The following is a 26,602-nucleotide window of genomic DNA, read 5'->3' as shown; positions in this document are numbered from 1 at the left end:
GAGCGGTATTACTGAGGCTTATTCACTTTATAGCGGATCAATAAATAGCCGAGTACACCAGAAATTAATGAACCTACGACAATGCCGAGCCTGTCTTCAAACATTGCCTTTGCTCCCGTTTGCTCAAAAGCTAAAGAACCAATAAATAAACTCATGGTAAAACCAACGCCACAAAGCATCGCTACACCGTATAACAGGCCCCAATTCACATTTTCAGGAAGCTTAGCAAACCCTAATTTAATGGCAATAAAACAGAAACCAAACACACCAAGCTGCTTACCAATAACAAGACCCGCTATAATTCCTAATGGTACTGGTGAAGTGATATCTGAAAAGCCAATACCTGTAAAGCTAATGCCAGCATTAGCAAAGGCAAAAATAGGTAAAATAATAAATGCCACCATCGCATGTAAATTATGCTCTAGTGATTTCAAAGGAGATGGCTCGCCTTCTTTCCCTTTAATTGGAATAAACAACGCCAAAATAACCCCTGCAAGTGTTGCATGTACCCCTGATTTTAATACCGCCACCCAAAGGACAATACCAAAAAATATATAAGGCGAGGTATCTGTTATTCCTCGTCGGTTAATTAAATACAAGATAGTTAATACAACAGCTGACACTACTAACGAAGTCAATGACAATTGATCGGTGTAAAACAACGCAATAACAATAATGGCACCTAAATCATCGAATATAGCGAGTGACGTTAAAAATACTTTCAACTGTAATGGAACCTTACTACCAATAATAGCTAAAATCCCTAAAGCAAAGGCAATATCAGTTGCTGTTGGAATAGCCCAACCGCTTAACGCTTTCGGGTTATCAATGTTAATGAGTGCATAACAAATTGCCGGTACTAACATACCTCCAATAGCACCAATTGCAGGTAATGTAATTTGACCTGGTTTGGATAAATCACCCTCTAAAAACTCTCGTTTTAGCTCTAAACCAACAAGAAAAAAGAATAGTGCCATTAACCCATCGTTTATCCAAAGCAATAACGGTTTTGCAATTTCAAAACTACCTACGGCCACCTGAACAGGTAAGTTCAGTAATAAATCATAATAAGGTGAAAACGGTGAATTCGCGATCAGCATCGCTAAAATGGCTGCCGCCATTAGTATTAACCCGCTGGCAGCTTCTAATTTAAGAAAATCTTGTATATTTTTTATTGGCATACAACCCTACTGTTAAAAAAATTGCGCAGACATATTATGTCAAAATTAACCATGTGACAATATTTTCCACTATAGATTTATATAAAAATCAGTGAAACAAGACAAATGTGATTAATTCGGAAAAGTATAAAATATTCGACATTAATTTTATCTTTCACGAATTTTTACTAGTTTTTCTGATAAAAATAAGTGTAATATGCCTTAGCGATAAGATACAAAAAGAAATACTATGAAGAAGTTAGATGATATTGATCTTAAAATTTTAACCCTCCTCTACAAAGATGCTGACATCACCAATAAAGAACTTGCTGCACAAATAGGTATAGCACCATCTACCTGTTTAGAACGTGTCAAGCGGATGAAAAACCATAGCATTATAAAAGGTGCTTTTGTTGATATTAATTTCAAAAATATTGGTGGCAACATCGAAGCCATCGCAGCGATTCGTTTGCAGCCATATTCAGAGCAAATTGTTAATCAATTACGTGATGATTTACTAAAGCTTCCAGAAATTGTTAGCCTTTATCATATGGGTGGAAGTTATGATTACTTTATTCATATGTCTGTTAAAGATAGTGAGCACTTACGAAAATTTGTTTTTAATGCCGTGACCTCGCGTGAAGAAGTACAAACGGTTGAAACCTCATTAGTATTCGAACATAGTCGAAGTGGTGTGCTACCCAGTTTCGAAGATGATTAGTTATTAAAGTCTTTTGTTTCATAGTACAAAGGTTTCATCGTACCGCAATTGATAAATTTATAGGTTAATTCGTTTGCTGTAGGTACTCGTGTTGACGTTTTAAACTTTTGCGCGCACGCGCCTGATAAATCAACAAAAATCAAATGGTCAAAACTTGGAGCCTGTTGTATTTTATGAATATAAATTCTTTCACCTTTACGAAGGGTGACTGAATCATACTCTTTCCATAAACCTGACTCAGCTAGATTTTCTAGCTTTCTTGCGTATAACTTCTTTGAAAAGACAATAGGATGCTTTTCATAGACTAAGCTACCACCTCGTTCATAATGGCCTAAATAAACGTCGGCAAGTACCGTTAGCTCTTCTCCTCTTTCTAACCTTTGTAAATTAAATGGCTCAGGCTTTATAGTCACCAATTCAGCATCGCGAACTAGGTTTAGAAATGAAACCTGCTTCGTTTCAATTTTATAGAGGATCTGAAAATCATGTGGCTTTTGATACAAGGGCATGTGAGAGGCAAAAACACGTGAACCTTGCGACACCAGTACCATGCCGTGAACGCCTATATAAGCCGAATCCAACGGAGGAAGCTCTTTTTCTTCGCTTGCATTTAAACAGCTAAGACAAGATATAAAAATGATGAGAACAGCTAAAATCCGCATAACACCCTCAAAAAAACTGATAAAATGTTATTATAGTGATATTACAACGTTTTTAAAATCTAACCCTCTAACGTTAGCAAATCACCAGGCTGACAATCTAACGCATCACATAACTTTATCAACGTAGAAAAGCGAACTGCTTTTGCTTTACCACGTTTCAATATAGATAAATTTGCTATTGAAATATCGACAGTTTTTGAAAGCTCTGTCAGGCTCATATCCCGAGCAAGTAATAGATAATCAAGATTTACTTTAATTTTTGATGTCATGACAATTCATTAAAAGAGTAATCAATACAGTTACGTTACCAACATACACATTGCTTTACAATAATAAGTTATCGATAAACGATAAAATTTAATTGACTAGCAATAAAGTTAGTATATTCTAACTTATAAGTTTATTAAGTTTTTTACAAGGATATTAATGATGTGGATTATACTAATAACGGCAATATACCTAATGTATTTAGTATTCGTAGTCAGTGTAAGTTACCGACTAGGCACATATAAAACAGAGAATGCAACAAAAGCGGCTATGCTAGGTTTTGTTTTGTCTTTTTTACCACCGCTAGCGCTTATTTACTTAATCGTTTTGTTTCTCAAAGAAGATGTGGCTATTGTGTAAAGATTAAAATCTCTTTAAATAGACAATCTTTATAAATGACCATAAAAAAAGTCTCACAATTGTGAGACTTTTTCTAATATTAATACAACATTACATTGTACAATTGCAATTCGAGATCCCAAATATTTTATGATTTAAGATCGTCGAAGAATTTCTTCACGCTATCAAAGAACCCTGTTTCTTTCGGGCTATGCTTTTTTGAGCTCGTGCTCATTTTCGACTCTAATTGACGCAATAAGTCAACTTGATCGCCAGTAAGGTTGATTGGTGTCTCTACTACAACTTTACACATCAAATCACCGATACTATGACTTCTTACTGACTTAACACCTTTACCGCGAAGTCTAAACATTTTGCCTGTTTGTGTTTCTTTCGGTACTTTTAACTTCACTTTACCTTCTAAGGTAGGCACTTCAATTTCACCACCAAGAGCAGCTGTTGAAAAGCTAATTGGCATTTCGCAATACAAGTTGTTTTCATCACGTACAAAGATAGGATGATCTTTTACATGCACTTGCACATATAAGTCACCTGCTGGTGCACCTTGCTCACCTGCTTCACCCTCACCTGTCAAACGAATTCTATCGCCTGTATCTACTCCAGATGGGATTTTAGCATTTAACGTTTTCGTTTTTTGAACTCGTCCTTGACCGTGACACGAATTACAAGGATCCGAAATAACGCTTCCTTTACCATTACAGCTAGGACACGTTTGTTGTACCGCAAACATACCTTGGCGCATTTGTACTTGGCCATGGCCATGACAAGTGCTACAGGTTTTAGGTTGCGTACCTTTTTTAGCGCCTGAACCATTACAAGGCTCACACTGAACGTAAGTTGGCACTTTAATTTCTACAGACTTACCACGTACCGCTTCTTCTAAAGACATTTCTAAGTTATATCTTAAGTCACTGCCGCGACGTGCTCGTTGGCCTCCGCCACCGCCACCACGACGACCGCCACCAAAAATGTCACCAAATACATCACCAAAAATATCACCGAAATCAGCACCACCGCCGCCAAAGCCGCCACCGCCGCCCATACCACCTTGTTCAAAGGCTGCATGACCGTATTGATCATAAGCTGCGCGCTTTTGATCATCCATGAGCACTTCATAAGCTTCTTTTATTTGCTTAAATGTTTCTTCTTTCTCTTTATCACCTTTTGTACGATCAGGGTGAAACTTCATAGCAAGACGCTTATAGGCCTTTTTAATTTCACGATCAGACGCATCTTTGGCAACTTCTAATAGTTCATAGTAATCGCGTTTTGACATAGCTTTAATTCTTTATATTTACTGCAGGTTTCGAAAATTAATTTTTGTATTCGCTTAACCAATAAAAAAATTAACTCAGGTATTTAATTATTAAACACAATAAAGCGCCGACAACGACGCTTTATTAACACCCTTTTTAAAAATTAAGGGCTTAGAAGCTTTAAGTTAGTTGGCTTTAGTACAAGGCTGAAACACGGAGCATACAAGTGTATGTGAGTATTTCCAACGAAGTAATCGAGCCAACTAACGACAAGATTCAAGTCCGACTTATTTGTCGTCTTTAACCTCTTCAAACTCAGCGTCAACAACATCATCAGCTGGCTTTTCACCTGAGCTTTGAGCTGCATCAGCACCTGGTGCTGAGCCGCCTTGTTGTGCTTGCGCTTTCGCTTGAGCTATTTCCATTAACTTATGCGAAGCTTCTACAACAGCTTGTGATTTAGCGTCAATTTCTTCTTTGTTGTCGCTTTTAATCGCGGCTTCTAGTTCTGTAAGCGCTGCTTCAATTTTTTCTTTATCTTCAGCTGGCAAGTCATCACCTGCTTCAGTAATTTGTGTGCGTGTTGCGTGAACCATGCCATCAGCTTGGTTACGTGCTGTCACTAGTTCTTCAAATTTAGCATCTGAATCTGCATTAGCTTCAGCGTCACGTACCATTTGTTCTACTTCATCATCAGACAAACCAGAAGACGCCTTGATTGTGATTTTCTGCTCTTTACCTGTGTTTTTGTCTTTCGCAGACACATGTAATATGCCATCAGCATCAATATCAAAGGTTACTTCGATTTGCGGCATACCACGTGGTGCAGCATCAATACCTTCAAGGTTGAACTGACCTAATGACTTGTTTGCTTGGGCTTGCTTACGCTCACCTTGCAATACATGCACAGTTACCGCAGCTTGGTTATCTTCGGCTGTAGAGAACGTTTGCGATTGTTTCGTTGGGATAGTCGTGTTTTTATCGATAACTTTCGTCATCACACCGCCCATCGTTTCAATACCTAGCGATAATGGTGTTACATCAAGTAATAATACATCTGTAACGTCACCTGCTAATACACCCGCTTGTACTGCTGCACCAGAAGCTACTGCTTCATCAGGGTTAACATCTTTACGAGGCTCTTTACCAAAGAATTCTGTTACCACTTTTTGCACTAATGGCATACGTGTTTGACCACCAACTAAAATTACATCAGTGATTTCAGTTGTTGATAAATCAGAGTCAGCCAACGCTGTTTTTAATGGTTCAAGTGTTGCTTTCACCATGTCTTCTACTAACGATTCAAGTTTGGCACGTGTCACTTTAATGTTCATGTGCTTAGGACCTGAAGCGTCCGCAGTAATGTATGGCAAATTAACATCTGTTTGTTGTGCAGAAGAAAGTTCACATTTTGCTTTTTCAGCGGCTTCTTTAAGACGCTGCATAGCTAATGGATCTTTTGTTAAATCCATGCCTTGGTCTTTCTTAAATTCTTCAACTAAGTAGTTGATCATGCGGTTATCAAAATCTTCACCACCTAAGTGAGTGTCGCCATTTGTCGCAAGTACTTCAAATGTGTGTTCACCTTCAACTTCATCAATTTCAATGATTGAAATATCAAAAGTACCACCACCTAAGTCATATACAGCAACAACTTTTTCGCCTTTTTGCTTATCCATACCGTAAGCAAGAGCTGCAGCTGTTGGTTCATTAATAATACGCTTAACATCTAAACCAGCAATACGGCCAGCATCTTTAGTTGCTTGACGTTGAGAATCATTGAAATATGCAGGCACCGTGATAACAGCTTCTGTTACAGACTCACCTAAGTAGTCTTCAGCTGTTTTTTTCATTTTTTTCAATACTTCTGCAGAAACTTGAGGAGGCGCCATTTTCTCGCCTTTCGCTTCTACCCACGCATCGCCGTTATCAGCTTTAACAATACCAAATGGCATAATGTCAATATCGCGTTGTACTTCTTTGTCTTCAAAACGACGACCAATTAAACGCTTAATTGCGAATAACGTGTTGTTAGGGTTAGTTACCGCTTGGCGCTTTGCCGGTTGGCCAACTAACGTTTCACCATCATCTGTATATGCGATGATTGAAGGAGTTGTGCGATCACCTTCCGCATTTTCAATAACGCGTACTTTGTCGCCATCAAGAACAGCTACACATGAGTTAGTTGTCCCTAGGTCAATACCAATTATTTTGCCCATCTTAAGGATCTCCAAATACTTTCATTTACAATTAATTTCGTTGTTGACCATTTAGTGGGGGCAGGAAAAATTGTTTTCAACTGCTTACCCGAAAAAAATAAAAAAAATGTCATTTTATTTACCTGAAAACGACATATTTAAAATTAATTTATATTTTATGTTTAACAAGAGCTAAAAAAGCCAGGATAATTCCTGGCTTTTTCAAGAAATAGCGTGACTACGCTTCTGTATCAACGGCAGGTTTTGCTTTTGATACCATCACCATTGCAGGTCTAACTAAACGGCCATTTAATTCGTAACCTTTTTGCATCACGGCAATAACAGTATTAGGCTCCACGCCCTCTACTTCTTGCATTGACATTGCTTGATGCAATTCAGGGTTAAAAGGTTGATCTTGTGGATCAATACTTTTTACATCAAATTTTTCTAACGAGCTAAGAAAGCTTTGCAATGTTAATTCAACACCTTCAAGCATTGGCTTTGTTTCTTCATTTTCTTTATCAAAAGAAGCAATCGCGCGCTCAAGGTTATCAACTACAGGTAATAATTCACAAACAAATTTTTCTAAAGCAAATTTACGAGCTTTTTCAACATCTTGTGCACTTCGTCGGCGCACGTTATCTACTTCAGCTTTCGCCCGGATCACTGAGTCTTTTTGATCTGCAACAGTTGTTTGAGCTGCAGCTAACGCTAGCTCTAATTCATTTATTCTTTCTTGTTCAGCACTAATTGCTTCATGCGCGTGCTCATGTTGCTCTTCTACTTGCTGTTCTGCTTCTGCAATAATTTTCTCTGCAGCTAATTCCTCTGCACTTTTATTTTCTGATGATTCATTAGACATGAAACAACTCCACAATTCTTAATCTAACAGGATAATATAGTCGATTTTGGTAATTATGGGGGCTTCGCTTGACGATTCAAGCTTATTTGTAAAAGTTTTATAAAAAAGTAAACTTTACAAGCGGTTAAAATACAGCGAAACTTTTACTATTGATTCACTTTTTGTTCTCTAATGATGACTACTGTTTACAGCACAATAGGCCTTATTGGCAAACCAAAGCATGATGGTGCTAAAAACACCATAGAAACGTTATATAAATTTTTATCTGAACAAGGCTATCAAATACTGATTGAAACATCAGTCGCAAATGGTTTGGCAATAGAAAATATTAACCATCGAACACTTGTTGAAATTGGCGAGCAAGCTGATTTAGCTATTGTGGTGGGCGGTGATGGTTACATGTTAGGGGCTGCTCGTGTGCTCTCTTGTTACAATATCGGTGTAATAGGTGTTAACCGAGGTAACCTTGGCTTTCTTACCGATTTACCCCCCAGTGACTTAATAGAACCACTTCAACAAATATTAGATGGTAAGTCTCGTTCTGAGCAGCGATTTATTATCGAGGCTGAAGTGTATCGTCACGGTAAATTAAAAAGTTCAAATAGTGCGGTTAATGAAGCAGTGCTACATGCGGGTAAAGTTGCTAGCATGATTGAATTTGAAGTATACATTGATGGCAGTTTTATGTTTAGCCAACGCTCTGACGGCTTAATTGTATCAACCCCCACAGGTTCTACTGCTTATTCGATGTCGGCAGGAGGGCCTATATTAACCCCCAATCTAAATGCATTGTCTTTAGTGCCAATGTTTCCACATACCCTCACCAGCAGGCCGATAGTCGTTGATGGCGAAAGCGAAATTAAATTAGTACTGGCAAATGAAAACTATGAGAGTTTACAGGTTAGTTGTGACGGGCACGTCATTTTAGCCGTTTTACCAGGAGATGAAGTCGTTATTAGAAAAAGTGCCAATACACTTAGACTCATTCATCCATTAGATCATGATTATTTCAATGTACTAAGGCAAAAACTAAGCTGGGGCAATAAACTATATTAAAGTGAAGTAAATTTTACTTGCATCATCTACGAATACTGTATAAATTAACACCTATATATTAATACAGTAGTTGACCACTATGCTTATACATTTATCGATTCAAAATTTTGCCATTGTAAAATCGTTAGAAGTTGAATGGCGTTCAGGAATGACCACCATCACCGGTGAAACAGGTGCAGGTAAATCAATCGCTATTGACGCTTTAGGGCTATGTTTAGGAGATAGAGCCGTTACTAACGTTGTTCGACCTAACTGTAAACAAGCGAATTTAGTCGCTACATTCGACATATCAAAGAACCCAAAAGCAATAAACTGGTTAACTAACAATGACTTTTCCATTGATGATGAATGTATATTGAGGCGTGTTATTTCGAGTGAAGGACGTTCTAAATCATACATTAATGGCACGCCTGTGCCACTTGCTCAACTTAAAGATATTAGTCAGTTGCTGATTAATATTCATGGACAGCATGATCACCAATTAATCACTAAGAGTCACACCCAAAAGCATATGCTTGATGCCTTTGCTAACCATCATGATTTATTAGACTCAGTAAAGTTTCACTATCAAAAGTGGCAAGGCTTGAGCCAAGAATTAGCAACTTTACAGGAAACTCAACAAAGCCGAGAGGCGCAACAACAGCTATTACAATATCAAGTGAATGAACTTGATGACTTTTCAATGTTAGCCGATGAGTTCACCCAATTAGAGCAAGACTACAAAAAATATAGCAACTGCCAGCACTTACTTGATAATTCTTTACAAGCCCTTCATTTACTCAATGATAATGAACAATTTAACATCAACGATGCCTTACGATCTTGTATCGAAAAAGTTGCTGAAATTGCCAACGTAGATCAAGTTATTTCTCCAGTAATAGAACAAATGAATGATGCGTTATTGCAATTAGAAGACGCAAGCCAAGAACTACAAAGCTACCATGAACGCCTAGAGCTTGACCCTGAACACTTTCAACATATAGAAGATAGGTATTCAACAGCCATTCAACTGGCGAAGAAGCATCAAACACAACCAGAAGCTTTATACCAGCTGCATCATGATCTTAAACAACAATTAACTATGATAAGCTCTGACGAAACACGCTTAACACATTTACATCAAGAAATTGATGATGCTAAAAATCAATATTTAGATACTGCCAAGGCACTAACTCAGTCACGTCAATCTTCCGCAGAAAAATTAAGTGCATTAATTACCGACAGCATGCGAGAGCTTAATATGGAACATGGTCAATTTAATGTAGCAGTCAATAGTAACCATGCAGATAAAATGTCTGCAACGGGTAGTGACGACATTAACTTCTTAGTAAGCTTAAACCCTGGTCAATCATTAGATATCATGAGCAAAGTTGCCTCTGGTGGTGAATTGTCAAGAATAAGCCTAGCGCTGCAAGTTATTTTATCCCATCAAATTACCGCGCCAAGCTTAATATTTGATGAAGTAGATGTTGGTATTAGCGGCCCTACAGCGGCAATGGTCGGTACAAAGTTGCAACAACTTGCAGCAAATACACAGGTTATTTGTGTAACCCACTTGCCACAAGTTGCCAGTAAAGGCCACCAGCAACTCTTCGTCAGTAAATTAACCGATGGTGAACATACTGAAACAAATGTTACGGAACTTAGCCAACAAGCACGCGTCCAAGAAATTGCGCGATTACTCGCTGGCGACCAGATAACAGATTCAAGTTTGGCAAATGCACAAGAACTATTAGCAAGTTAAACTAAACATCTACTGAGACTGCACTGCTTAATAAAGAACACTCTGTTTGCCTACTTTATATTGATGAATCGCACTCGATAATGAATAATAGCAATTGATATAAATAGCTAAAAAAGTTTTGTATCTAAAGGCTGGCTTCGTTATTATCCCCATTCACAAAAAAAAGGGTTACTTATTACATCATGTTGTTTCGAATTTTAACGTTAATTGCTTTATTAGGATTGTCCGCTTGTACTGGTTGGATTTATCGCATAGATATGCCACAAGGTAATTTTCTTGAACAAAAAGATATTGATAAATTGCAATTAGGTATGACTAAAGAGCAAGTAAAATTTGTACTAGGTACACCTGTAGTAACAGATTCGTTCGATAATAATGTTTGGCATTATGTATATCGCTTTAAGTCAGGTAGAAGTGAGTCTTTAAATAAAGATAGAAAATTCATCGTCACATTTGAAGAAAATAAATTAAAAACGGCTAGTGGTGATTTTGAATTGCCTGAAAGTTTTTATACCCCTATCGTCAACTAATACCAATTGATATTAAAAAACCGATATTAACCTCATTTGGCTAATATCGGTTTTTTTGTGTTTGATAATGAGGTATTAAGCTTTTAATGCATTAACAGTGACATTTGGCGAACGTTTCACTATTTGATCATTAAGCTCAATGCCAATACCTGGTGCTTCTGATACCTTAAAAATACCATTTTTAGGCTGTGGATCTTGAAGGCATAATTCACGGTTCCAGTGCTTAATGGCATAGGTATGATGTTCATGAATTAAAAAGTTAGGGATCGCTGTTTCTAGATGCAAAGATGCCGCTGTAGCCACCGGCCCACCACAAACATGTGCTTGAATGCGGATATCGTAGGTATCGGCATAGTCACACACTTTCTTCGCTTCGGTAAAGCCACCACATAAACCAACATCAGGTTGTAAAACATCAATGCTTTGATCTTCAAAGTATGGGCGCACATCCCAACGATGGTATAATCGCTCACCGCCTGCTATTGGTACATTAACTCGATCTGAAACCTTTTTATGTACTTTAGCATTAAGATAATTCACGGGTTCTTCGTACATCATACAACCCACCTCTTCAACAATTTTACCCATTTGAATTGCTGATGCCGCCCCCATAAGTGAATGAGATTCAAAAATAATATCAACATCATCACCCACTGCATTTCTGATCGCACGTAAACGATCACCGAATAAACGCATTTGCGGAGCCGTAAATAATTTAGTTCGATCAAAAGAAGAACTGCCATCTTGGTTATAAACGATGGGATCTACCTTCACCGCATCATAACCTTCTGCCACTGCTTTTAAAGCAGCTTCGGCATACTCAGCAGGCTCAATTAACTTCTTACACTCTTTGTCCCAATCAAACTGCAGCTGACTAGCATAGGTACGTAACTCGTCATTCACTTTACCACCAAGTAATTGGTAAACAGGCAACTTTAATGCCTTGCCTTTAATATCCCATAACGCAGTATCAATCGCACTCATCGCAGAATAAAGCACTGGACCACCGCCAAGCCCCCAAAAACTTTCTCTTAACATTTTGGTCCATAACAATTCAGTACTAAAAGGGTCAAAACCTATTAATACCGCTTCTGATATTTCTTTGATCATGGCAGCCGCTGCACTATGACCCCAATCATATGCTAAACCAGCTTCACCCACACCGCTAATACCTTCATCAGTATGAACCCTAACAAATACAGGGTTCCAAGGTGGCCTTTCAGGGCATTCAATATCAAAAATTTCTACATGTGTTATTTTCATTTTATTCTCTTATTAACTTGCGAAGGTTGGATCTAAGCGATAGATACGCCTTAACATGGCTGGCCAAGATTTTTGACCGCCGGTTAGGCCTGTGTGCACGATATTAGCTTGTGCTTTGATCCCATCTATTATGCTTTGATCCACTAAAATAGGCTTCATACCAGTACTCATGATTTGCAATTGTACTTGGCATGCCCTTGTTAAATCGTACATATGCATAAAGGCATCGCCAATTGTGCGGCCGAGCGTTAAACCGCCATGGTTTCTTAGCAACATAAAATTGGCGCTACCTAAATTATCCTGTAAACGTTTCTTTTCATCGGCGTTAACCGCTAGTCCTTCATAATCATGATAACTAATAGAGGCAAGTGCAAACATTGCATACTGACTCAGCGGTAATAAACCTTCTTCCAAACTTGCCACCGCAATTGTTTCATTCGTATGAAGATGAAAAACGCATTGGTCTTCATGGCGTGCTTGATGTACAGCACTATGAATAGTGAAACCCGCAGGATTAATTTCGAACGGACAATTTGAGTCTACTATATTGCCGTTAATATCAATTTTTACTAGGTTAGACGCGGTAATTTCTTCAAACGCTAACCCAAACGCGTTAATAAGCAAGTGCTCAGAATCAGGAATTCGAGCCGAAATGTGGGTATAAATAAGATCATCCCAGCCATGTAACGCAACAAGTCGATAACAAGCCGCCAAATCTATACGGGTTTGCCACTCTTGCGGCGATACTTTATTTTTTAAATCGAGTTTTGGCACATCAAACATGCGGTGTCCTTAAAGCTAAACGATAGCGAAATAGTTTCGCAGTAACTGCCCGTCGTGTTTAGGGTAATTGTAGAGAAAGGTTTTATTGAGTTAAAGCAAACTATCAGCTTAAATACTCATAACTTAGACCATCATTTTAATGATGGCAGCAATAATCAAGACAAAAACCAGAATGCGAAGCCACTTACTGTAACTTGCCTGCTGCTCCTCATCCATGGGTTTACCGTATTTTTCGCCAAATATCACCATTAAGGCAACACCACCAAATACGCAAGCTAAAATAATTAATAATGTCATAATGAAAATTACTTGTTTTAGAAAAGTAAAACATAACATAAAATATCAAATAGTTAACGGCAATAACTTCGCTGCGGATCAAATTTATGAGTAACCTTGACGAGTTTCACCAAAAAAGACGATTTATTATTCGCTTGGGTAAAGCATTACATAAATTTGGTACCCCCGCTTACCGCTTAGAAGCACACTTACAAAGTGTCTCGCAATTTTTAGGGTTATATGCCAGCTTTATTGTTACCCCTACATCGCTAACTTTTATTCTTTCTGATGACGAAGAAAATCAAGAATATAATCACTTAGTGCGAGTAAATCCTGGCGATTTAGATCTAGGCGCCCTGGCGCGTACCGATGAGTTAGTGGATGAGTTAAGTTCTGGTCAGCGAACATTAACTGATGCCATAGAACGGTTAGATGAAATTGTAAATAAACCCAACCCTTATGGCAAAGTGCTGACTTTTTTCGCGTTTGGCGCGTCTAGCGGGGCATTCGCCATGCTAATGCATACCAGTTGGAATGATGTTTTCTGGTCGACTATTCTCGGTCTATTCGTTTGCTTAATTGTCTTTTGGGCGGAAAAATCTAAGCGTGTTACTGACATGTTAGAGCCAATATCTGCATTACTTTGTGCATTATTCGCTTCATTGATTACCAATTATGATCCAAGTATCAACGCCCCTTTAGTCATTCTTTCTGCAGTTATTGCACTAATTCCCGGTTTAGCACTCACTTTAGGCTTATCAGAACTTGCTGCACGTAATTTAATCTCGGGTACGGCACGAGTAATGGACGCCATTATGGTTATGTTCAAATTATATTTCGGCGCCGTATTAGGAATGGCTTTGGGCAATAAGCTGTGGGGGGTTGCTGATTATATAGAACCCTTAACGCTACCTGATTGGACATCTTGGGCTTCAGTTACTGTGTTATCAATTAGTCTCGTTATTTTATTTAAAGCACGTAAAAAAGATGCACCTTGGGGCATACTCTCTGGCTATATCGCTTTTAGTGCTAGCCTTTGGGGCGCTAGCTATTTAGGTGTTGCATTGGGCGCATTTGTCGGAGCCTTTGCATTAGGCATTTATAGTAACCTGTTCTCACGTATTATGAATTTACCTTCTAGCTTAGTAAAAATTCTCGGCTTAGTTGTACTCGTGCCAGGTAGCAAAGTGTATATGGGGTTAAATATTGCGGTATCAGGTCAAATGATTTTAGCTAATACATCTGATATTAATTCGCAAGCTTTTCTCATTTTTATGTCACTAGTTGCAGGATTAATTTTTGCCAATGTGGTGATCCCTCCACGAAAATCTTTGTAGCAAATATAATATGACAAAATCTGTAGAAAAAATGGCGTATCATCACGGTGATCTTTATCAAACCCTACTTGATAATGCCACGAATATGCTGTCTAAAGAGGGAATTGAAGCACTTTCTTTACGTAAACTCGCAGAGAAGTCAGGCGTTTCAAGAACAGCTGCATACCATCATTTTGCTGATAAACATGACTTACTGTGTGCTATTGCCGCAAAGGGTTTTACACAGTGGCGTTCTATTGCAGACGATATCGCAAATAACAAAAATTCCAAGATTGAAATTCAATATCGTAACTTTGTCTATCGCTATTTAGATTTTGCCACTAGTAATCCCCATTTATATAACCTGATGTTTGGGCATACTATTTGGCAATCTAACAACGTTAGTGAACCACTTAAAAAAGCTGCTTACCCCACTTTTAGTCAACAGGTTGAGATGGTTAATCATTGGCAAGAGCAACAACTGTTACCAAGTGAACATTCCTCGTTAAGAGTGTCACAAGTTGTTTGGGGAACGTTACATGGTATTGCAAAATTAACAATAGATGGCATATATACTGAACCATCAAGTATCGAACAAATGTGCGAGTGCGCAATTGATTTAATGATAAAACAACATCATTAGTTGCGAATGATTGTGTACTTTGCAGATTTATTTCATAATTAAAAAAAGCTCCTAATAATGTGTGTGCGATGACAACAACAAATCAAGATAAACATGACCAATTTAATGAGTTTTTTTCCATTGCTCATAATTTCACTGTAAATGTTACACCGTTAAATAACACACAAGTGACGAGTTATCAGAACTTTTTAGATGCAATACCTACCCCCTTTCTCATGGCTTCTGAGATATCAAGTTTAGATCAAGCAGCTTTAAAACCTTTACAAGCACTCAGTGGTGTTGCCGGTCAACTGATTGATTACTTAAACCATCAGGCACGAAAAATTGATTTATTAATGGGTTATATTGTTCAGCAACAAGATGAAAGCAATAAACGGTATCAAGGGGTTAGTTTTGGCGGTGGTGGGTTTACCTTTGTTTGTGAACAACCGTTCGCCATTGGTACATTCATCGAAGTTAAGCTATTCATCCCAACTGACAATTGTGCCATTTATTGTTACGGCGAAATTATTAATCATACCCCACAACCGGAAAATGAAACGACTTCTGCGCAACAAGAATACCAAGTGGTTTACCATTTTATTCGTGATGAAGATAGAGATGCACTCGTTCGAGCAAGCTTGCATAAACAAGCAAAAGATTTACAAGCACTTGCTGCAAAAAGAAAACAAAAAGAAGCCGAATAACGTCAGTCGGCTTTAGTTAACATATAAAGTTTGTATTAAACGCAAACTCTATTTAACGTGGTATCTACATCTTCCGATGTTGCTTTTTGACGTTCAGCATGCTCTGCAATATTATTTAGTGCGCCATGTAACTCTTGGCTTAAGGTTACAACTGTTGCCATATTATCATTGATAGACGAAGTTGCTTGTTGTTGTTCATCAGTATCTGCCGCTATCTGTGAGGTTAAGTTATTCACCTCTTTAAATGCTTCACCCACTTTATTCAAAGCCGCAACAACTTCTTCCGATTGCGTTAAACTATCTTGAGTAAGCTTTTGCCCTTTAGCAATAGATTGCACCGCATTGTTAGATTTTTCTTGTAAGCCTTCAACCATTGATTGAATTTCAACGGTTGATTCTTGTGTACGATGTGCAAGCGCTCTAACTTCGTCAGCGACCACAGCAAAACCTCTACCTTGTTCACCAGCTCTAGCGGCCTCAATAGCTGCATTTAACGCCAGTAAATTGGTTTGATCAGCAATGCCACGAATCACATCTAACACTGAACCTATTCGCGCACATTCCTCTTGCAACAACGCTAGATCATGTGCCATTTCTGTTACTTCTTGTGCAAAATTTGCAATGGTATTTTGACTGATTGAAGAAGAGTCTGTTCCCTGTTGTAAGGTGGCTAACACTTCGCTTGTGGTATTACTAACTTGCGCTGCATTTTGTGATAACATCGATGATGTAGACGCTACGTTATCAATTGAATTCGCCATTTGCGTAATTTGGTCACTGGATTGGTCAACGGCAATAACGGCATCACTGATTTGACTGGTTAATAACCCAGCCCCCTCCCTTAACCTTACTGATTCTCGCCTAATCTCAGCAAGCACATCGCTTAAGTTATCAATAAAGCCACCAAGATCTTGTGTCATTAACGCTAAATCGTCATTACCCGAATCAACTAGCGGGCCAGATGGTGCTTCATTAACACTAATCACTAAAGCTAAATAACGTTTTAATTTTTCTAAACGACTTCCTACCTGTTGATTAAAAAACCAATAACTAATGGCTACTTGCAATAAACATAATATAAATATTAATGTGATAACGCCAAGTTTAGAAAGCTGCTCTACAAATAATGCTACTGTCATTATTGCTAAAATACCGACACCAACGATAGGAAGGAGCAGTTTAAATTGCAATTTATTCACCATAATTTATCCATCATGTAATTATTTTTATTTTGCGTATAACAACAATAAACTAGAACAAGTGTGACTCAATAATAGCAGTTATACTAATTACATAACGTTACAGGTAAATTTGACATTTGGCGACTTTTTTAACAACAAAAATGCGCTAAAAAACAACATATCTTTCATCATAAACGTGTTATTTTACGGTAAAACTTGTGGTGAATTCTCAATATTTAACATGCAACAGCAGTTCAAACTGCTAGTAAATTAACGTTAATTGACAGGTTTAAATAAAAGTAACAAAGGAAATTCATATGAATGTATATAGTTATTTACTCATTTTTTTGTGTTTAGCATTCATCGTTGGTGCAGTGATGGTTATCTTTCAATCAGCAAGGAAGTTCAAGTTAACCGACGAACAACGTAAGAATATCAGAATACGTGAAGCAGAGCAGCGAAAAAAAGATAAACAAGAAGAGTAGTATTCAACAAAAGTAATACCTCGTTTAATATTATTTTGCGCAATATCACAACAATTAAAATTCAGTTACAGTTTTGCATATAATTATTGTGATTTTGCACTATTCACATCAGTTAATAAATCTTTACACTGATAAATTACCAATAAAAATCAATCATCTACAAACAAAACTTAAATAAACCATATTAAAAAAAAGAATATTGAAAACGAAATGTTATAAAACGACACATTTTAACTGGTTGTTTTTTCTTAATTTTATTGACCTTTTGGGAGAAGTACAGACTTTTCAATTGAATTCATGTCAATAAATACATACTTTTACGTTTAAATTATTAAAAGCCTTTAAAATAAAGTACTTTAATGATTTAAAAATATTTCAAACCATTTCAAACACTTCCAAGATCACTCTCCTCTGTATTGCAGTTTCAAAGAGGCACAGCTTAATATCAGCACAACGCTGGCATTGAGGCCATATTGAAAGTTTTCATCCATGGCAACAAAACATGACTAGCGCGACATAACAACCAAAAATTAAATGAAAGTCCCAGGGAGTTTATAATGAAAAAATCTCGATATACTAAGATTTTTACCCGCTCACTTACCGCTATTGCCATTTCTTCAGTAATCGGAATGTCTACGGCTAGTGCAGAAGATATTAGAGGTGTGATTTCAGTTACACAGGGTGTTGCAACAGATATTACAGTAAAAGCTGTTAATGTAGACACAGGAACCACTCGTAGTATTGAATTAGACGATGATGGAAGTTATCGATTAGCAAAACTACCTACAGGTATTTATGAGGTAACCGTTTCTAAAGGTAATCGCGTTTTAGCACTTGAACAAGTACGTGTGTCACTTGGTAAAAATACCATCACCAACTTTGAGGTTGCCGCACCTAGCAATGACACTGAAGTTATTCAAGTGGTAGCTTCTTCGGTTGCTACACTCGATTTAGCGTCTTCTGACTCAGGTCTCATCATTGGTGAGGCAGAAATTGATCGCATGCCTGTCACTCGCAATTTAACATCTGTTGCTTTATTAGCTCCTGGTGTTGTTCAAGGTGATCAATCATTTGGGGCGAATACCGCTTCATTTGGTGGTTCTTCTGTTGCCGAAAACATATGTTATATCAATGGTATGGAAGTAACCAATACACGTAATGGGTTAGGCTGTGGTGAATTGCCGTTTGAATTCTATAAAGAGTTCCAAGTGAAAACAGGCGGTTACTCTGCTCGTTACGGGCGTGCTACAGGTGGTGCCATCAATGCCACAGCGAAAAAAGGGACAAATGAATGGGAATTTGCTGTCACTGGTACATACACGCCAGAATCATGGCGAAGTGATGATCGACAAATAGCACGTTCGAATGGCGGCTCAGGCACCATTTACCGCGATGAAAGCCTTGATGAATTAACCCAAAAAGAAATGACCTTCTCTGTGGGGGGCCCTATCATCAAAGATAAGCTATTTATGTACGCGATTATTAACCCTAAAAGTACTAAACAAAATTTAACTTTTCAGCCATCTTTTTGGGATCATTACCTAGCAAATAACCAGTACAGAAAACGTGAATCTTCAGGTGGTGACAATTTATTCTGGGGTGCAACCATTGATTGGGACATTAGCGACAACCATCGCTTAAGCTATTTTGGCTATTCAAATAGATCAGATACCCTAGAAACTATTTTTGCCTATAACAATAATGGTAAAGGGGTAGTAGGTGATGAAACCGGTACCCAAATCAGAAAACGTGGTGGTGAAACTCATAGTATTAGTTATACCGGTTACATTACGGATGATTTAATTGTCACAGCAATGGCTGGTCGTATTGAAACCGAGTATGAAACCAGTGCTTCTAATATCGCATGTTCAACCGTGAACGAAGCTCGTGATAACTTTACAACGCCAGCAGTAAGCTGTGGCCCTGGTGGTGCATACGGTGAAAACAACGATACTAACACGCAATATGCGTTAGATCTTGAATATACCATTGGCGATCATACCATAACAGCTGGTATTGAAAGTCAAGAACGCGATACTACTCGCTTTAATATTCCAACAGGTCCTGATGGTGGTCACTCTTGGACGTATTATACCGTGCAACCTGGTGCATCTATTCAAGGTAATGATGGCGTATTATTTACAAACACTAGCGATCAGCCGCAAGATTATGTACGAGACCGTGTATTTTCGAATGCTGAAAAAGGGGGTGGCTTTACCAGTGACATAAAAGCGTACTTCATTGAAGACGTTTGGACACTGAGTGATGACCTCACGCTAACCTTAGGTTTACGTGTTGATGACTTTGAAAATACCGGCGTTACTGGTCGTGTTATTAGCTCATTTACAACGGATGTTGCCCCTCGTTTAGGTTTTTCATGGGATCCAACAGGTGATGGTGAAAGTAAATTATTTGGTACATTTGGTCAGTACTACTTGCCAATAGCTAACAATACTATTTATCGCGCCGCTTCAGGTGTTGATGATAGAACGACTCATTATACTTTTACAGGCGTTGATCCAACAACGGGTGAACCCATTGGTGCAACACCGGTTAATGGCACTAAATCTAACTCAGAAGTGGTTAACTCGACGGCAACGTTTCCAGAAGAGAAAACCTTTGTATCAAATAATGCCGAACCATTTTCTAAAATCGAATACATCTTAGGTTATGAAACAATGTTAACTGATGAATACTCGATGCTAGTTAAAGGTACATACCGCTATGTTGATTCTGCGTTAGACGATTACTGTGGGGCATATTCAAATGCACACTGTTTAATGATCAACCCAGGTAAAGACGCCGTATTTTATGTTGACGCCGATGACGATGGTTTAGCAGATACAGATACACCTGTTAGCTATGATAATGAAACAACAGTTAAGTTACCGAAAGGCGAAAACAAGTATTACGCACTTGAAACAACTTTGAAATATAGAGTAGAAGATTTTTCTTGGACAGCAAGTTATACGTGGTCACACAGCTATGGTAACTTCGAGGGTGCCGTTAAATCAGATAATGGTCAAACAGACGCAGGTGTTACCACTGACTTTGATTTTCCAGCATTAATGGATGGATCTTACGGTAACTTACCAAACGATCGCCGCCACGTTCTCAAATTCTTCGGTAGTTATAATGTTACTGAACAATTTGTAATTGGTTGGAATTCAACCTTAGCTAGCGGTCGTCCTCGTGGTATACAAGGTGGTAGTTACTGGAGTACAGATCCAGATTTATACGGAAGTTATGGCGATACTTATTATGTTACACAAGATGACGGTTCAATTACCTACCACCCTCGTGGAAGTAATGGCACAACACCTTGGACATTTAGATTAGATCTTTCAGCAAGCTATACCTTCAATGTCAAAGGCATTGACATGAGAGCTTCATTAGATATTTTCAATGTGCTAGATAATAGCCAACCTGTCAGCATTGTTGATAACTATGAAGGAATCGGTTGGACAGCGGGTGCTCGTAACCAATTTTATGGCGCCCCCCTTGATTGGCAAACACCTCGTTTTGCGACACTTAACTTTGAAGCACGTTTTTAAAAAACAATTGCCGAAAAGTTAATTTAAATGAAAACGCCGCTGAGTAACAACTTAGCGGCGTTTTATCTTGTAAACCTAAAAAAGCAAGCTATCAACTACGATAAATGGTTTGAATTAGATGGTATCCAAAGCGTGTTTTAATGGGTCCATGAATTTTAAGCACTTCTTTTTTAAAGACTACATCATCAAACGCCTTAACCATCTGACCTTTCTTAAATTCGCCTAAATCTCCTCCTTTTTTACCAGAAGGACAAGTAGAGAACTTCTTCGCCAGTTGACCAAAGTCAGCGCCTTTATCAATTTTACTTTTTAAATCATTCGCTTGTTTTTCATTTTTTACCAATATATGACGTGCACATGCCGTTGCCATAACTTACCTTTTTTACCAAAATCAATTACATTTATTGTAATCGATTTACCCTAATCTGTGCTTATCTTTGCGATATAATTTTTGTTCACCAGTAAAATATTTGTCACAAAACTCTAGCGTGCAAACATGATTGACTACTTAAAAGCTGGAAAAACCACACAGAAAGGCCTGAATAATAGATGTGGATAATCAGCAAATCCTAACACTAATAAGAATGAATTATGCCAAAATAAGGTATTGGTCGGACTTACAATAAAGTTGAAAGTGACATAAAATGTCTATTATTCATTTGTGTAGAGCGATAAGTAGAGCCATATGTCAAATATAGATCACCTTTTTAAGAATAACCGCGCTTGGGCAGATAAAATTAATCAAGAAGATCCTACGTTTTTCGACACCTTAGCCAAGCAACAAAAACCGGAATACCTTTGGATTGGTTGTTCAGATTCTCGCGTACCAGCTAACGAGTTACTTGGCATGTTACCAGGAGAAGTATTTGTTCACCGAAATATCGCAAATCAGGTTATCCATACTGATCTTAATTGTTTATCTGTGATTCAATTTGCCGTTGATTACTTAAAAGTAAAACACATTATTGTGTGTGGTCACTATGGTTGTGGCGGTGTGTTAGCATCCATGGATAGCGACAGCTACGGTCTGATTGATAATTGGTTACGCCACATCGAAGACGTCCACCGTTTTCATCAAGAAAAGCTGGACGCAATTACAGATCACACCGAGAAATTTAATACCTTGTGCGAACTTAACGTGATCGAACAAGTAGCAAATGTGTGTAATACAACGATCGTACGCAATGCTTGGGAGTCAGGGCAAGAACTGACTATACATGGTTTTGTCTATAATTTAGCTGACGGTATTTTAAAAGATTTACAAGTATCTTCTGGCGCAGAAAAGCTACCAAAGTAAAATGCATGTTTGACTAAACCGGCAATTAGCCGGTTTTTTTACCTATTAATTTTGGCCTACTGCCAGCTAATTATACCTAACTTTTCATTAATTAGGATTGTCATTATTTTTAACCTTGTTTATATTGGTTAAAAAAATAACAACATGTTCAAGTTGTTAGATGTACATGTGAATTAAGGATGATTGATGGCAGATTTAGCAGTAAGCCCCCTACCTATTGAGGAAGAAGAATCAAATAATTTTTTTGAATTATTACCTGGTAAAGTCCTTGATTTTCAAGTAAATCACCCGGTGCAAGTGAGGCTCAGACTTCCACTTATAGGTTACGAAACCGGTAAATATATCATGCTAAAATATCCATCAACTTCTGATAACTTTAATGATGTATTAATTGAAGGCAATGTTGCCATTATTCGCTATTTACTTGAAGGCGACAAAGGCTGCTGTTTTGCTTTTAAAGCCACGATTCGCAACATCACACAGTCTCCAGAAAAGTTGATTTATCTTAATTACCCCAAAAAGATTGAAAATCGTCAACTAAGAGCTCATCAACGAATAACCACACACTTACCTGCGGCAATATCATTAAATGCACCCGATCAAAGTAACATCGAGTTAAATGGCATCATTGTAGATTTATCACTAAAGGGGTGCGGGTTCACCTTTAAAGCAAGTAGTGGCATTGTAAGTGTTAAACAACGTGAGATTTTTGTATGCGTTACCCACTATGCAACCGGAGAAATGCGGATACCCGCTAGAGTGTGTAATAGTCGCAATGAAAAGGGGCGAGTCAATGTTGGTATTCAATTTAATGAAGGTGATCAACAAGTAGCAACACTACTAGAACAGTTATTTATCGATACCAGCATTTTGTGATGATAGATAGAAGACAAAAAATCCAGTAGTGACAACTACTGGATTTTTCATCATATATCACTACAGAATATTGTAGTGAATTGTATTAATGCCTACAGTACACCACGTTCCATTTGGTTTAATTCAATAGACTTAAACAGCGCAGTAAAGTTTCCTTCACCAAATCCTTTATCATCAACTCGTTGAATCATTTCAATGAATATAGGACCAAATATATTCTTAGTAAAAATTTGCAGCAAATACGAATTTTCTTGTTGGCTATCTACTAAAATTTGGTGTTCACGAATACGATCTTTATCTTCTTTCACCCAAGGAATACGGTCAAATACATCATCATAATATTCTGGCACAATGTTTAGAGTGTCGATAATAGATTTATCAATCTTATCTAGCGAACCAACTAAATCGTCAGTGATAAACGCTAAATGCTGCACACCTGGTCCATCATATTCATCTAAGTATTCATCAATCTGGTTATTGCTTGTACCTTTACCTTCATTAATCGGGATAGAAAAGTTGCCGCAAGGCGACTGAAGTGCATATGAAACAAGCGCAGATTTTTCACCCTTAATATCAAAGTAACGTACTTCTGTAAAACCAAATACATCTTTATAAAAGTTAGCCCAATGTTCCATTGTGCCTTGATAAACGTTATTCGTTAAATGATCAACAGCTTTAAAGCCTTTATCTTCCACTTCAACAGGATTGTCTAATGGTTCGAAATCATCTTGGTAAATTGACCCTTTATCGCCAAACTTATCAATAAAATAAATTAAGCTATCACCGATACCATAAATGGCAGGGTACGGCAGTTTATTTGCTTCTTCTTGGGCTGACTTAGCACCACGCGCAATCGCTTGTTCAAAGGCAAATTCAGCATCTTCTACTCGCCAACCCATTGAACAAATAGCCGGGCCATGTGCTTTAGCAAACTCACGCGAAAAGCCTTTTTGCTCGTTGTTCAATAAAAAATGGATATCATTTTGATTGAAGTATTCAATGTCGCGACCTTTAAATTTTTTCGTTTTCGAAAAACCAAAGCCATAAAAAGCTTTTTCCATAAAATCAGAATCAGGCGTTGCGTATTCGGTAAACTCGATACCACAAAGTTTTAAAGGGTTTGCTGCGTTAGTCATAAGTTATCTCTCATTGATTTCTTAGCGCTATTATTACGAGTAAAAATCATCAGTAAAAGTGTCGAGAGATCAAGATTTTTACATGTGTCGTAAATGAATTTGTACGATAAGATTGCTGAAGTTTAAAGCAACTAAAAGCTAGCCCAATAGAGCCGTACAAAGAAGCTGTAAACAATTAAATACAGACATCAAATTTGTCTGATTAAGGTTAGATAACAGCCAATAAAACTGTCTTATATTTAGACGAAAAAAAAGCGCCTATTTGGCGCTTTCTTCAATAATTATGAAACCCGAGCTGGTTTTCGTGGCCTATCATTTCGTCTTTTCGGCTTATCTGTTACAACAGGTGCTTGTGACACAGAAATCTCTAATGCTTGACGACGTACACGTACGCGCTTCAATTGATTAAAGGCTTTCTCTGGCATACCTTTTGGTAATTGAACAAAAGTATGACGATCATGCAAGTTGATCTGACCAATATAGCCACTGTCTAGTGCTATTTCATTAGCAATAGCACCAACAATATCACCAGGCTTAGCACCATGCTCTTTGCCAACTTCTAAGCGATAAGTTTGCCAATCTACATCATTACGTGCCACTTTTGAACGACGAGGGCGTTCTCTTTCACCACGATTATCTCTGCTATCACGACCTCTTCCATCACGAGAACGGTTGTTATCTCTATCACGAGCTTCACGGCGAGGCTTAGGGTCTTCTTTAGGACGAAGTGGTTGTTTAACTTGTTTCAAGAACAATAAAGCTGCTGCGATGTCTGTCATTGAAAGTTCGGTGTCATTTGCCATCCCTTCAATAATTTCACGCATGTCAGCAATATCTTTTTGTTCAAGCAAGTTTTTCAATTCTGTTTGTGTACGTGCAATACGTGCTTTACCAATTTCATGAATACTCGGCAATTCAAACGCATTAATGGTACCTGAGGTTAAACGCTCATATTGACGTAATAAATACATTTCACGAGGTCGAACAAATGAAATCGCTGTACCACTACGACCAGCACGGCCTGTACGACCAATACGGTGAACATACGATTCAGTATCACCCGGTAAATCATAATTAATAACCGTAGAAATACGTGGGATGTCTAATCCACGAGCAACTACATCTGTTGCAATTAATATAGACGCTTTAGATGACTTAATTTGTTCAACAGCACGCTCACGTTGTGCCTGGTTCATGTCACCATTTAACGCAAGTGCCGGATAGCCAGCTCTCTCTAATTTTTCAGCAACTTCAACCGTATCACTTCGGGTACGAACGAAAATAATCATTGCATCATAATCAATAGTTTCAGCAATACGCTCTAAAGCAGTCATTTTATTAATACCACTTACTTTCCATGCAAGTTGTTCAATATTTGCTTTTGCTTTTTTCTCAGCGGCTATTTTCACATGCACAGGATCCGTTAAGAATCGATTCGCTACTTTACGAATTTGTGCTGGCATTGTTGCAGAGAATAAGGCCATTTGCGTTTTTTCAGGTAAGTGCTCAAGGATCCACTCAATGTCTTCTAAAAAGCCCATGTTTAACATTTCATCGGCTTCATCAAGTACACATACTTTAAGATCAGCAAGTTTCAAACTTTTACGACGTAAATGATCCATTAAACGTCCAGGTGTACCTACCACAACTTGAGCACCACGCTCCAGTTGTTGAAACTGTGGTCCATAAGATTGACCACCGTATAATGTAGCTACTTTTAAGCCTTTGATATTTTTTGCGAAAGTTTCAATCGCTTCTGCCACTTGAATAGCAAGTTCACGCGTTGGTGCCAATACAAGCATTTGAGGCTTACGTATTGAGGTATCAATTTTAGTCAAGGCTGGTAAGCTGAATGCAGCTGTTTTACCTGTACCTGTTTGTGCTTCACCTAGTACATCAAACCCTTCCAATAATGATGGAATTGTTTTCGCTTGTATTGGTGTTGCTTGGTCAAAACCAAGTGATGTAACAGCAGAAAGGATATTTTCAGGCAAGCCTAGGCTAGCAAAGCCGATAACGGCATTGTCGGTATTTAACATATATTTTGTCTTCCCATGGTAAAGCATTTTGTAAACTAACAAGCTCTACGCGATATAAAGAGGAAACCACCAGGAAGACTTTACAAATAGAGGTAGCACGTCAGTGCAGTACAGATCAAGTCTATTGGGATCGCCCCACTTCAAGATTCTTGCTAAGGCGTCCGAGCCCTAACAACGAGGCGCGCATTATACAGAATATAACAAAACAAACAAGTAATAAGTGTATAATTTGACCATACAGTTAACTAATT

General features: G+C 38.0%; 25 protein-coding genes. 12 read left to right on the top strand and 13 right to left on the bottom strand.

The window, feature by feature from the left end; genetic code table 11:
* Positions 1-8 precede the first annotated feature (8 nt).
* Positions 9-1,181 (bottom strand): Na+/H+ antiporter NhaA, encoded by a 1,173-nt coding sequence (nhaA, locus tag Q4489_RS06300; RefSeq protein ID WP_303478188.1) that lies wholly within the window; start codon positions 1,179-1,181, stop codon positions 9-11.
* Positions 1,182-1,410: 229 nt separating this feature from the next.
* Here nhaA and Q4489_RS06295 point away from each other — a divergent pair, with 229 nt between their 5' ends.
* Positions 1,411-1,881, top strand: coding sequence for an Lrp/AsnC family transcriptional regulator (locus Q4489_RS06295; protein ID WP_303478186.1), 471 nt, complete (start codon positions 1,411-1,413; stop codon positions 1,879-1,881).
* Here the strand turns inward: Q4489_RS06295 and Q4489_RS06290 are convergent.
* Positions 1,878-2,543: a hypothetical protein gene (locus Q4489_RS06290; protein WP_303478184.1), complete on the bottom strand. Its 666-nt coding sequence runs from the start codon at positions 2,541-2,543 to the stop codon at positions 1,878-1,880. The two genes, Q4489_RS06295 and Q4489_RS06290, sit on opposite strands and share 4 nt — an antisense overlap.
* A 59-nt stretch (positions 2,544-2,602) precedes the next feature.
* Entirely contained in the window at positions 2,603-2,812 is a 210-nt protein-coding gene (locus Q4489_RS06285) for a helix-turn-helix transcriptional regulator (protein ID WP_303478182.1), read from the bottom strand.
* A gap of 157 nt (positions 2,813-2,969) precedes the next feature.
* On the opposite strand from Q4489_RS06285, the gene Q4489_RS06280 reads away from it, so the two are divergent.
* A complete protein-coding gene (locus Q4489_RS06280) occupies positions 2,970-3,170 on the top strand; it encodes a hypothetical protein (protein ID WP_303478181.1) in 201 nt (66 codons plus the stop codon).
* Between the two features lie 127 nt (positions 3,171-3,297).
* Here Q4489_RS06280 and dnaJ read toward each other — a convergent pair whose 3' ends face one another.
* The 3 genes from dnaJ to grpE form a co-directional block, all read right to left on the bottom strand.
* Positions 3,298-4,446 carry a molecular chaperone DnaJ gene (gene dnaJ / locus Q4489_RS06275; protein WP_303478180.1) on the bottom strand — a complete coding sequence of 383 codons (1,149 nt, stop codon included), beginning with the start codon at positions 4,444-4,446 and terminating at the stop codon, positions 3,298-3,300.
* A gap of 267 nt (positions 4,447-4,713) precedes the next feature.
* A complete protein-coding gene (gene dnaK, locus Q4489_RS06270; RefSeq protein ID WP_303478179.1) occupies positions 4,714-6,645 on the bottom strand; it encodes a molecular chaperone DnaK in 1,932 nt (643 codons plus the stop codon).
* Positions 6,646-6,862: 217 nt separating this feature from the next.
* The gene (grpE, locus tag Q4489_RS06265; protein WP_303478178.1) at positions 6,863-7,486 is read right to left on the bottom strand and encodes a nucleotide exchange factor GrpE; all 624 of its coding nucleotides are present in this window, start codon (positions 7,484-7,486) and stop codon (positions 6,863-6,865) included.
* A gap of 174 nt (positions 7,487-7,660) precedes the next feature.
* On the opposite strand from grpE, the gene nadK reads away from it, so the two are divergent.
* From nadK to Q4489_RS06250, 3 genes are all read left to right on the top strand, one after another.
* Positions 7,661-8,542, top strand: a complete 882-nt coding sequence (nadK, locus tag Q4489_RS06260) for an NAD(+) kinase (protein ID WP_303478214.1) — start codon at positions 7,661-7,663, stop codon at positions 8,540-8,542.
* 79 nt (positions 8,543-8,621) lie between these two features.
* The gene (gene recN / locus Q4489_RS06255; protein ID WP_303478176.1) at positions 8,622-10,286 is read left to right on the top strand and encodes a DNA repair protein RecN; all 1,665 of its coding nucleotides are present in this window, start codon (positions 8,622-8,624) and stop codon (positions 10,284-10,286) included.
* A gap of 182 nt (positions 10,287-10,468) precedes the next feature.
* A complete protein-coding gene (locus Q4489_RS06250; protein WP_074496638.1) occupies positions 10,469-10,816 on the top strand; it encodes an outer membrane protein assembly factor BamE in 348 nt (115 codons plus the stop codon).
* A 75-nt stretch (positions 10,817-10,891) separates the two neighbouring features.
* Here the strand turns inward: Q4489_RS06250 and Q4489_RS06245 are convergent, their stop codons facing one another.
* From Q4489_RS06245 to Q4489_RS06235, 3 genes are all read right to left on the bottom strand, one after another.
* Complete coding sequence (locus Q4489_RS06245; protein WP_303478174.1) at positions 10,892-12,079, bottom strand: mandelate racemase/muconate lactonizing enzyme family protein; 1,188 nt, start codon at positions 12,077-12,079, stop codon at positions 10,892-10,894.
* Positions 12,080-12,091: 12 nt separating this feature from the next.
* Positions 12,092-12,862, bottom strand: a complete 771-nt coding sequence (locus Q4489_RS06240; RefSeq protein WP_303478172.1) for a class II aldolase/adducin family protein — start codon at positions 12,860-12,862, stop codon at positions 12,092-12,094.
* 123 nt (positions 12,863-12,985) lie between these two features.
* A complete protein-coding gene (locus Q4489_RS06235) occupies positions 12,986-13,159 on the bottom strand; it encodes a hypothetical protein (RefSeq protein ID WP_303478171.1) in 174 nt (57 codons plus the stop codon).
* Between the two features lie 86 nt (positions 13,160-13,245).
* Here Q4489_RS06235 and Q4489_RS06230 point away from each other — a divergent pair, with 86 nt between their 5' ends.
* From Q4489_RS06230 to Q4489_RS06220, 3 genes are all read left to right on the top strand, one after another.
* A complete protein-coding gene (locus Q4489_RS06230) occupies positions 13,246-14,475 on the top strand; it encodes a threonine/serine exporter ThrE family protein (protein ID WP_074496641.1) in 1,230 nt (409 codons plus the stop codon).
* A 10-nt stretch (positions 14,476-14,485) separates the two neighbouring features.
* A complete protein-coding gene (locus Q4489_RS06225) occupies positions 14,486-15,097 on the top strand; it encodes a TetR/AcrR family transcriptional regulator (protein WP_303478169.1) in 612 nt (203 codons plus the stop codon).
* 68 nt (positions 15,098-15,165) lie between these two features.
* Positions 15,166-15,783 (top strand): PilZ domain-containing protein, encoded by a 618-nt coding sequence (locus tag Q4489_RS06220; RefSeq protein ID WP_303478167.1) that lies wholly within the window; start codon positions 15,166-15,168, stop codon positions 15,781-15,783.
* A gap of 35 nt (positions 15,784-15,818) precedes the next feature.
* On the opposite strand, the gene Q4489_RS06215 is transcribed toward Q4489_RS06220, so the two are convergent.
* A complete protein-coding gene (locus tag Q4489_RS06215) occupies positions 15,819-16,985 on the bottom strand; it encodes a methyl-accepting chemotaxis protein (RefSeq protein ID WP_303478165.1) in 1,167 nt (388 codons plus the stop codon).
* A 296-nt stretch (positions 16,986-17,281) separates the two neighbouring features.
* Between Q4489_RS06215 and Q4489_RS06210 the strand changes: the two genes are divergently transcribed.
* Positions 17,282-17,449: a DUF2897 family protein gene (locus Q4489_RS06210; RefSeq protein ID WP_303478164.1), complete on the top strand. Its 168-nt coding sequence runs from the start codon at positions 17,282-17,284 to the stop codon at positions 17,447-17,449.
* A gap of 557 nt (positions 17,450-18,006) precedes the next feature.
* Positions 18,007-21,003 carry a TonB-dependent receptor gene (locus Q4489_RS06205; RefSeq protein ID WP_303478163.1) on the top strand — a complete coding sequence of 999 codons (2,997 nt, stop codon included), beginning with the start codon at positions 18,007-18,009 and terminating at the stop codon, positions 21,001-21,003.
* Positions 21,004-21,094: 91 nt separating this feature from the next.
* On the opposite strand, the gene ppiC is transcribed toward Q4489_RS06205, so the two are convergent.
* Complete coding sequence (gene ppiC, locus Q4489_RS06200; protein ID WP_074496646.1) at positions 21,095-21,373, bottom strand: peptidylprolyl isomerase PpiC; 279 nt, start codon at positions 21,371-21,373, stop codon at positions 21,095-21,097.
* Positions 21,374-21,688: 315 nt separating this feature from the next.
* Between ppiC and can the strand changes: the two genes are divergently transcribed.
* Together can and Q4489_RS06190 are read left to right on the top strand one after the other, a co-directional pair.
* On the top strand, positions 21,689-22,300 hold the full coding sequence (gene can, locus Q4489_RS06195; protein WP_303478161.1) for a carbonate dehydratase: 612 nt from the start codon (positions 21,689-21,691) through the stop codon (positions 22,298-22,300).
* Positions 22,301-22,486: 186 nt separating this feature from the next.
* Complete coding sequence (locus Q4489_RS06190; RefSeq protein ID WP_303478159.1) at positions 22,487-23,176, top strand: flagellar brake protein; 690 nt, start codon at positions 22,487-22,489, stop codon at positions 23,174-23,176.
* 92 nt (positions 23,177-23,268) lie between these two features.
* Here the strand turns inward: Q4489_RS06190 and hppD are convergent, their stop codons facing one another.
* Together hppD and Q4489_RS06180 are read right to left on the bottom strand one after the other, a co-directional pair.
* Positions 23,269-24,312 (bottom strand): 4-hydroxyphenylpyruvate dioxygenase, encoded by a 1,044-nt coding sequence (gene hppD, locus Q4489_RS06185; RefSeq protein ID WP_303478158.1) that lies wholly within the window; start codon positions 24,310-24,312, stop codon positions 23,269-23,271.
* Between the two features lie 281 nt (positions 24,313-24,593).
* A complete protein-coding gene (locus Q4489_RS06180; RefSeq protein ID WP_303478157.1) occupies positions 24,594-26,351 on the bottom strand; it encodes a DEAD/DEAH box helicase in 1,758 nt (585 codons plus the stop codon).
* Positions 26,352-26,602 lie beyond the last annotated feature (251 nt).

The sequence above is a fragment of the Thalassotalea sp. 1_MG-2023 genome, from assembly GCF_030546745.1.
Taxonomy (GTDB): domain Bacteria; phylum Pseudomonadota; class Gammaproteobacteria; order Enterobacterales; family Alteromonadaceae; genus Thalassotalea_C.
The sequence above is the reverse complement of the archived record's forward strand: the minus strand, read 5'-3'. Positions and strand labels throughout refer to the sequence as shown.

Coding starts and splice junctions, on each gene's coding strand:
- Q4489_RS06230 (WP_074496641.1), top strand. CDS start 13,246: ATGAGTAACCTTGACGAGTTTCACCAAAAAAGACGATTTATTATTCGC.
- can (WP_303478161.1), top strand. CDS start 21,689: ATGTCAAATATAGATCACCTTTTTAAGAATAACCGCGCTTGGGCAGAT.
- Q4489_RS06180 (WP_303478157.1), bottom strand. CDS start 26,351: ATGTTAAATACCGACAATGCCGTTATCGGCTTTGCTAGCCTAGGCTTG.
- Q4489_RS06290 (WP_303478184.1), bottom strand. CDS start 2,543: ATGCGGATTTTAGCTGTTCTCATCATTTTTATATCTTGTCTTAGCTGT.
- dnaJ (WP_303478180.1), bottom strand. CDS start 4,446: ATGTCAAAACGCGATTACTATGAACTATTAGAAGTTGCCAAAGATGCG.
- nadK (WP_303478214.1), top strand. CDS start 7,661: ATGACTACTGTTTACAGCACAATAGGCCTTATTGGCAAACCAAAGCAT.
- Q4489_RS06235 (WP_303478171.1), bottom strand. CDS start 13,159: ATGACATTATTAATTATTTTAGCTTGCGTATTTGGTGGTGTTGCCTTA.
- Q4489_RS06240 (WP_303478172.1), bottom strand. CDS start 12,862: ATGTTTGATGTGCCAAAACTCGATTTAAAAAATAAAGTATCGCCGCAA.
- Q4489_RS06285 (WP_303478182.1), bottom strand. CDS start 2,812: ATGACATCAAAAATTAAAGTAAATCTTGATTATCTATTACTTGCTCGG.
- hppD (WP_303478158.1), bottom strand. CDS start 24,312: ATGACTAACGCAGCAAACCCTTTAAAACTTTGTGGTATCGAGTTTACC.
- Q4489_RS06215 (WP_303478165.1), bottom strand. CDS start 16,985: ATGGTGAATAAATTGCAATTTAAACTGCTCCTTCCTATCGTTGGTGTC.
- Q4489_RS06225 (WP_303478169.1), top strand. CDS start 14,486: ATGACAAAATCTGTAGAAAAAATGGCGTATCATCACGGTGATCTTTAT.
- Q4489_RS06205 (WP_303478163.1), top strand. CDS start 18,007: ATGAAAAAATCTCGATATACTAAGATTTTTACCCGCTCACTTACCGCT.
- ppiC (WP_074496646.1), bottom strand. CDS start 21,373: ATGGCAACGGCATGTGCACGTCATATATTGGTAAAAAATGAAAAACAA.
- Q4489_RS06190 (WP_303478159.1), top strand. CDS start 22,487: ATGGCAGATTTAGCAGTAAGCCCCCTACCTATTGAGGAAGAAGAATCA.
- nhaA (WP_303478188.1), bottom strand. CDS start 1,181: ATGCCAATAAAAAATATACAAGATTTTCTTAAATTAGAAGCTGCCAGC.
- dnaK (WP_303478179.1), bottom strand. CDS start 6,645: ATGGGCAAAATAATTGGTATTGACCTAGGGACAACTAACTCATGTGTA.
- recN (WP_303478176.1), top strand. CDS start 8,622: ATGCTTATACATTTATCGATTCAAAATTTTGCCATTGTAAAATCGTTA.
- Q4489_RS06250 (WP_074496638.1), top strand. CDS start 10,469: ATGTTGTTTCGAATTTTAACGTTAATTGCTTTATTAGGATTGTCCGCT.
- Q4489_RS06220 (WP_303478167.1), top strand. CDS start 15,166: ATGACAACAACAAATCAAGATAAACATGACCAATTTAATGAGTTTTTT.
- Q4489_RS06295 (WP_303478186.1), top strand. CDS start 1,411: ATGAAGAAGTTAGATGATATTGATCTTAAAATTTTAACCCTCCTCTAC.
- Q4489_RS06210 (WP_303478164.1), top strand. CDS start 17,282: ATGAATGTATATAGTTATTTACTCATTTTTTTGTGTTTAGCATTCATC.
- grpE (WP_303478178.1), bottom strand. CDS start 7,486: ATGTCTAATGAATCATCAGAAAATAAAAGTGCAGAGGAATTAGCTGCA.
- Q4489_RS06280 (WP_303478181.1), top strand. CDS start 2,970: ATGATGTGGATTATACTAATAACGGCAATATACCTAATGTATTTAGTA.
- Q4489_RS06245 (WP_303478174.1), bottom strand. CDS start 12,079: ATGAAAATAACACATGTAGAAATTTTTGATATTGAATGCCCTGAAAGG.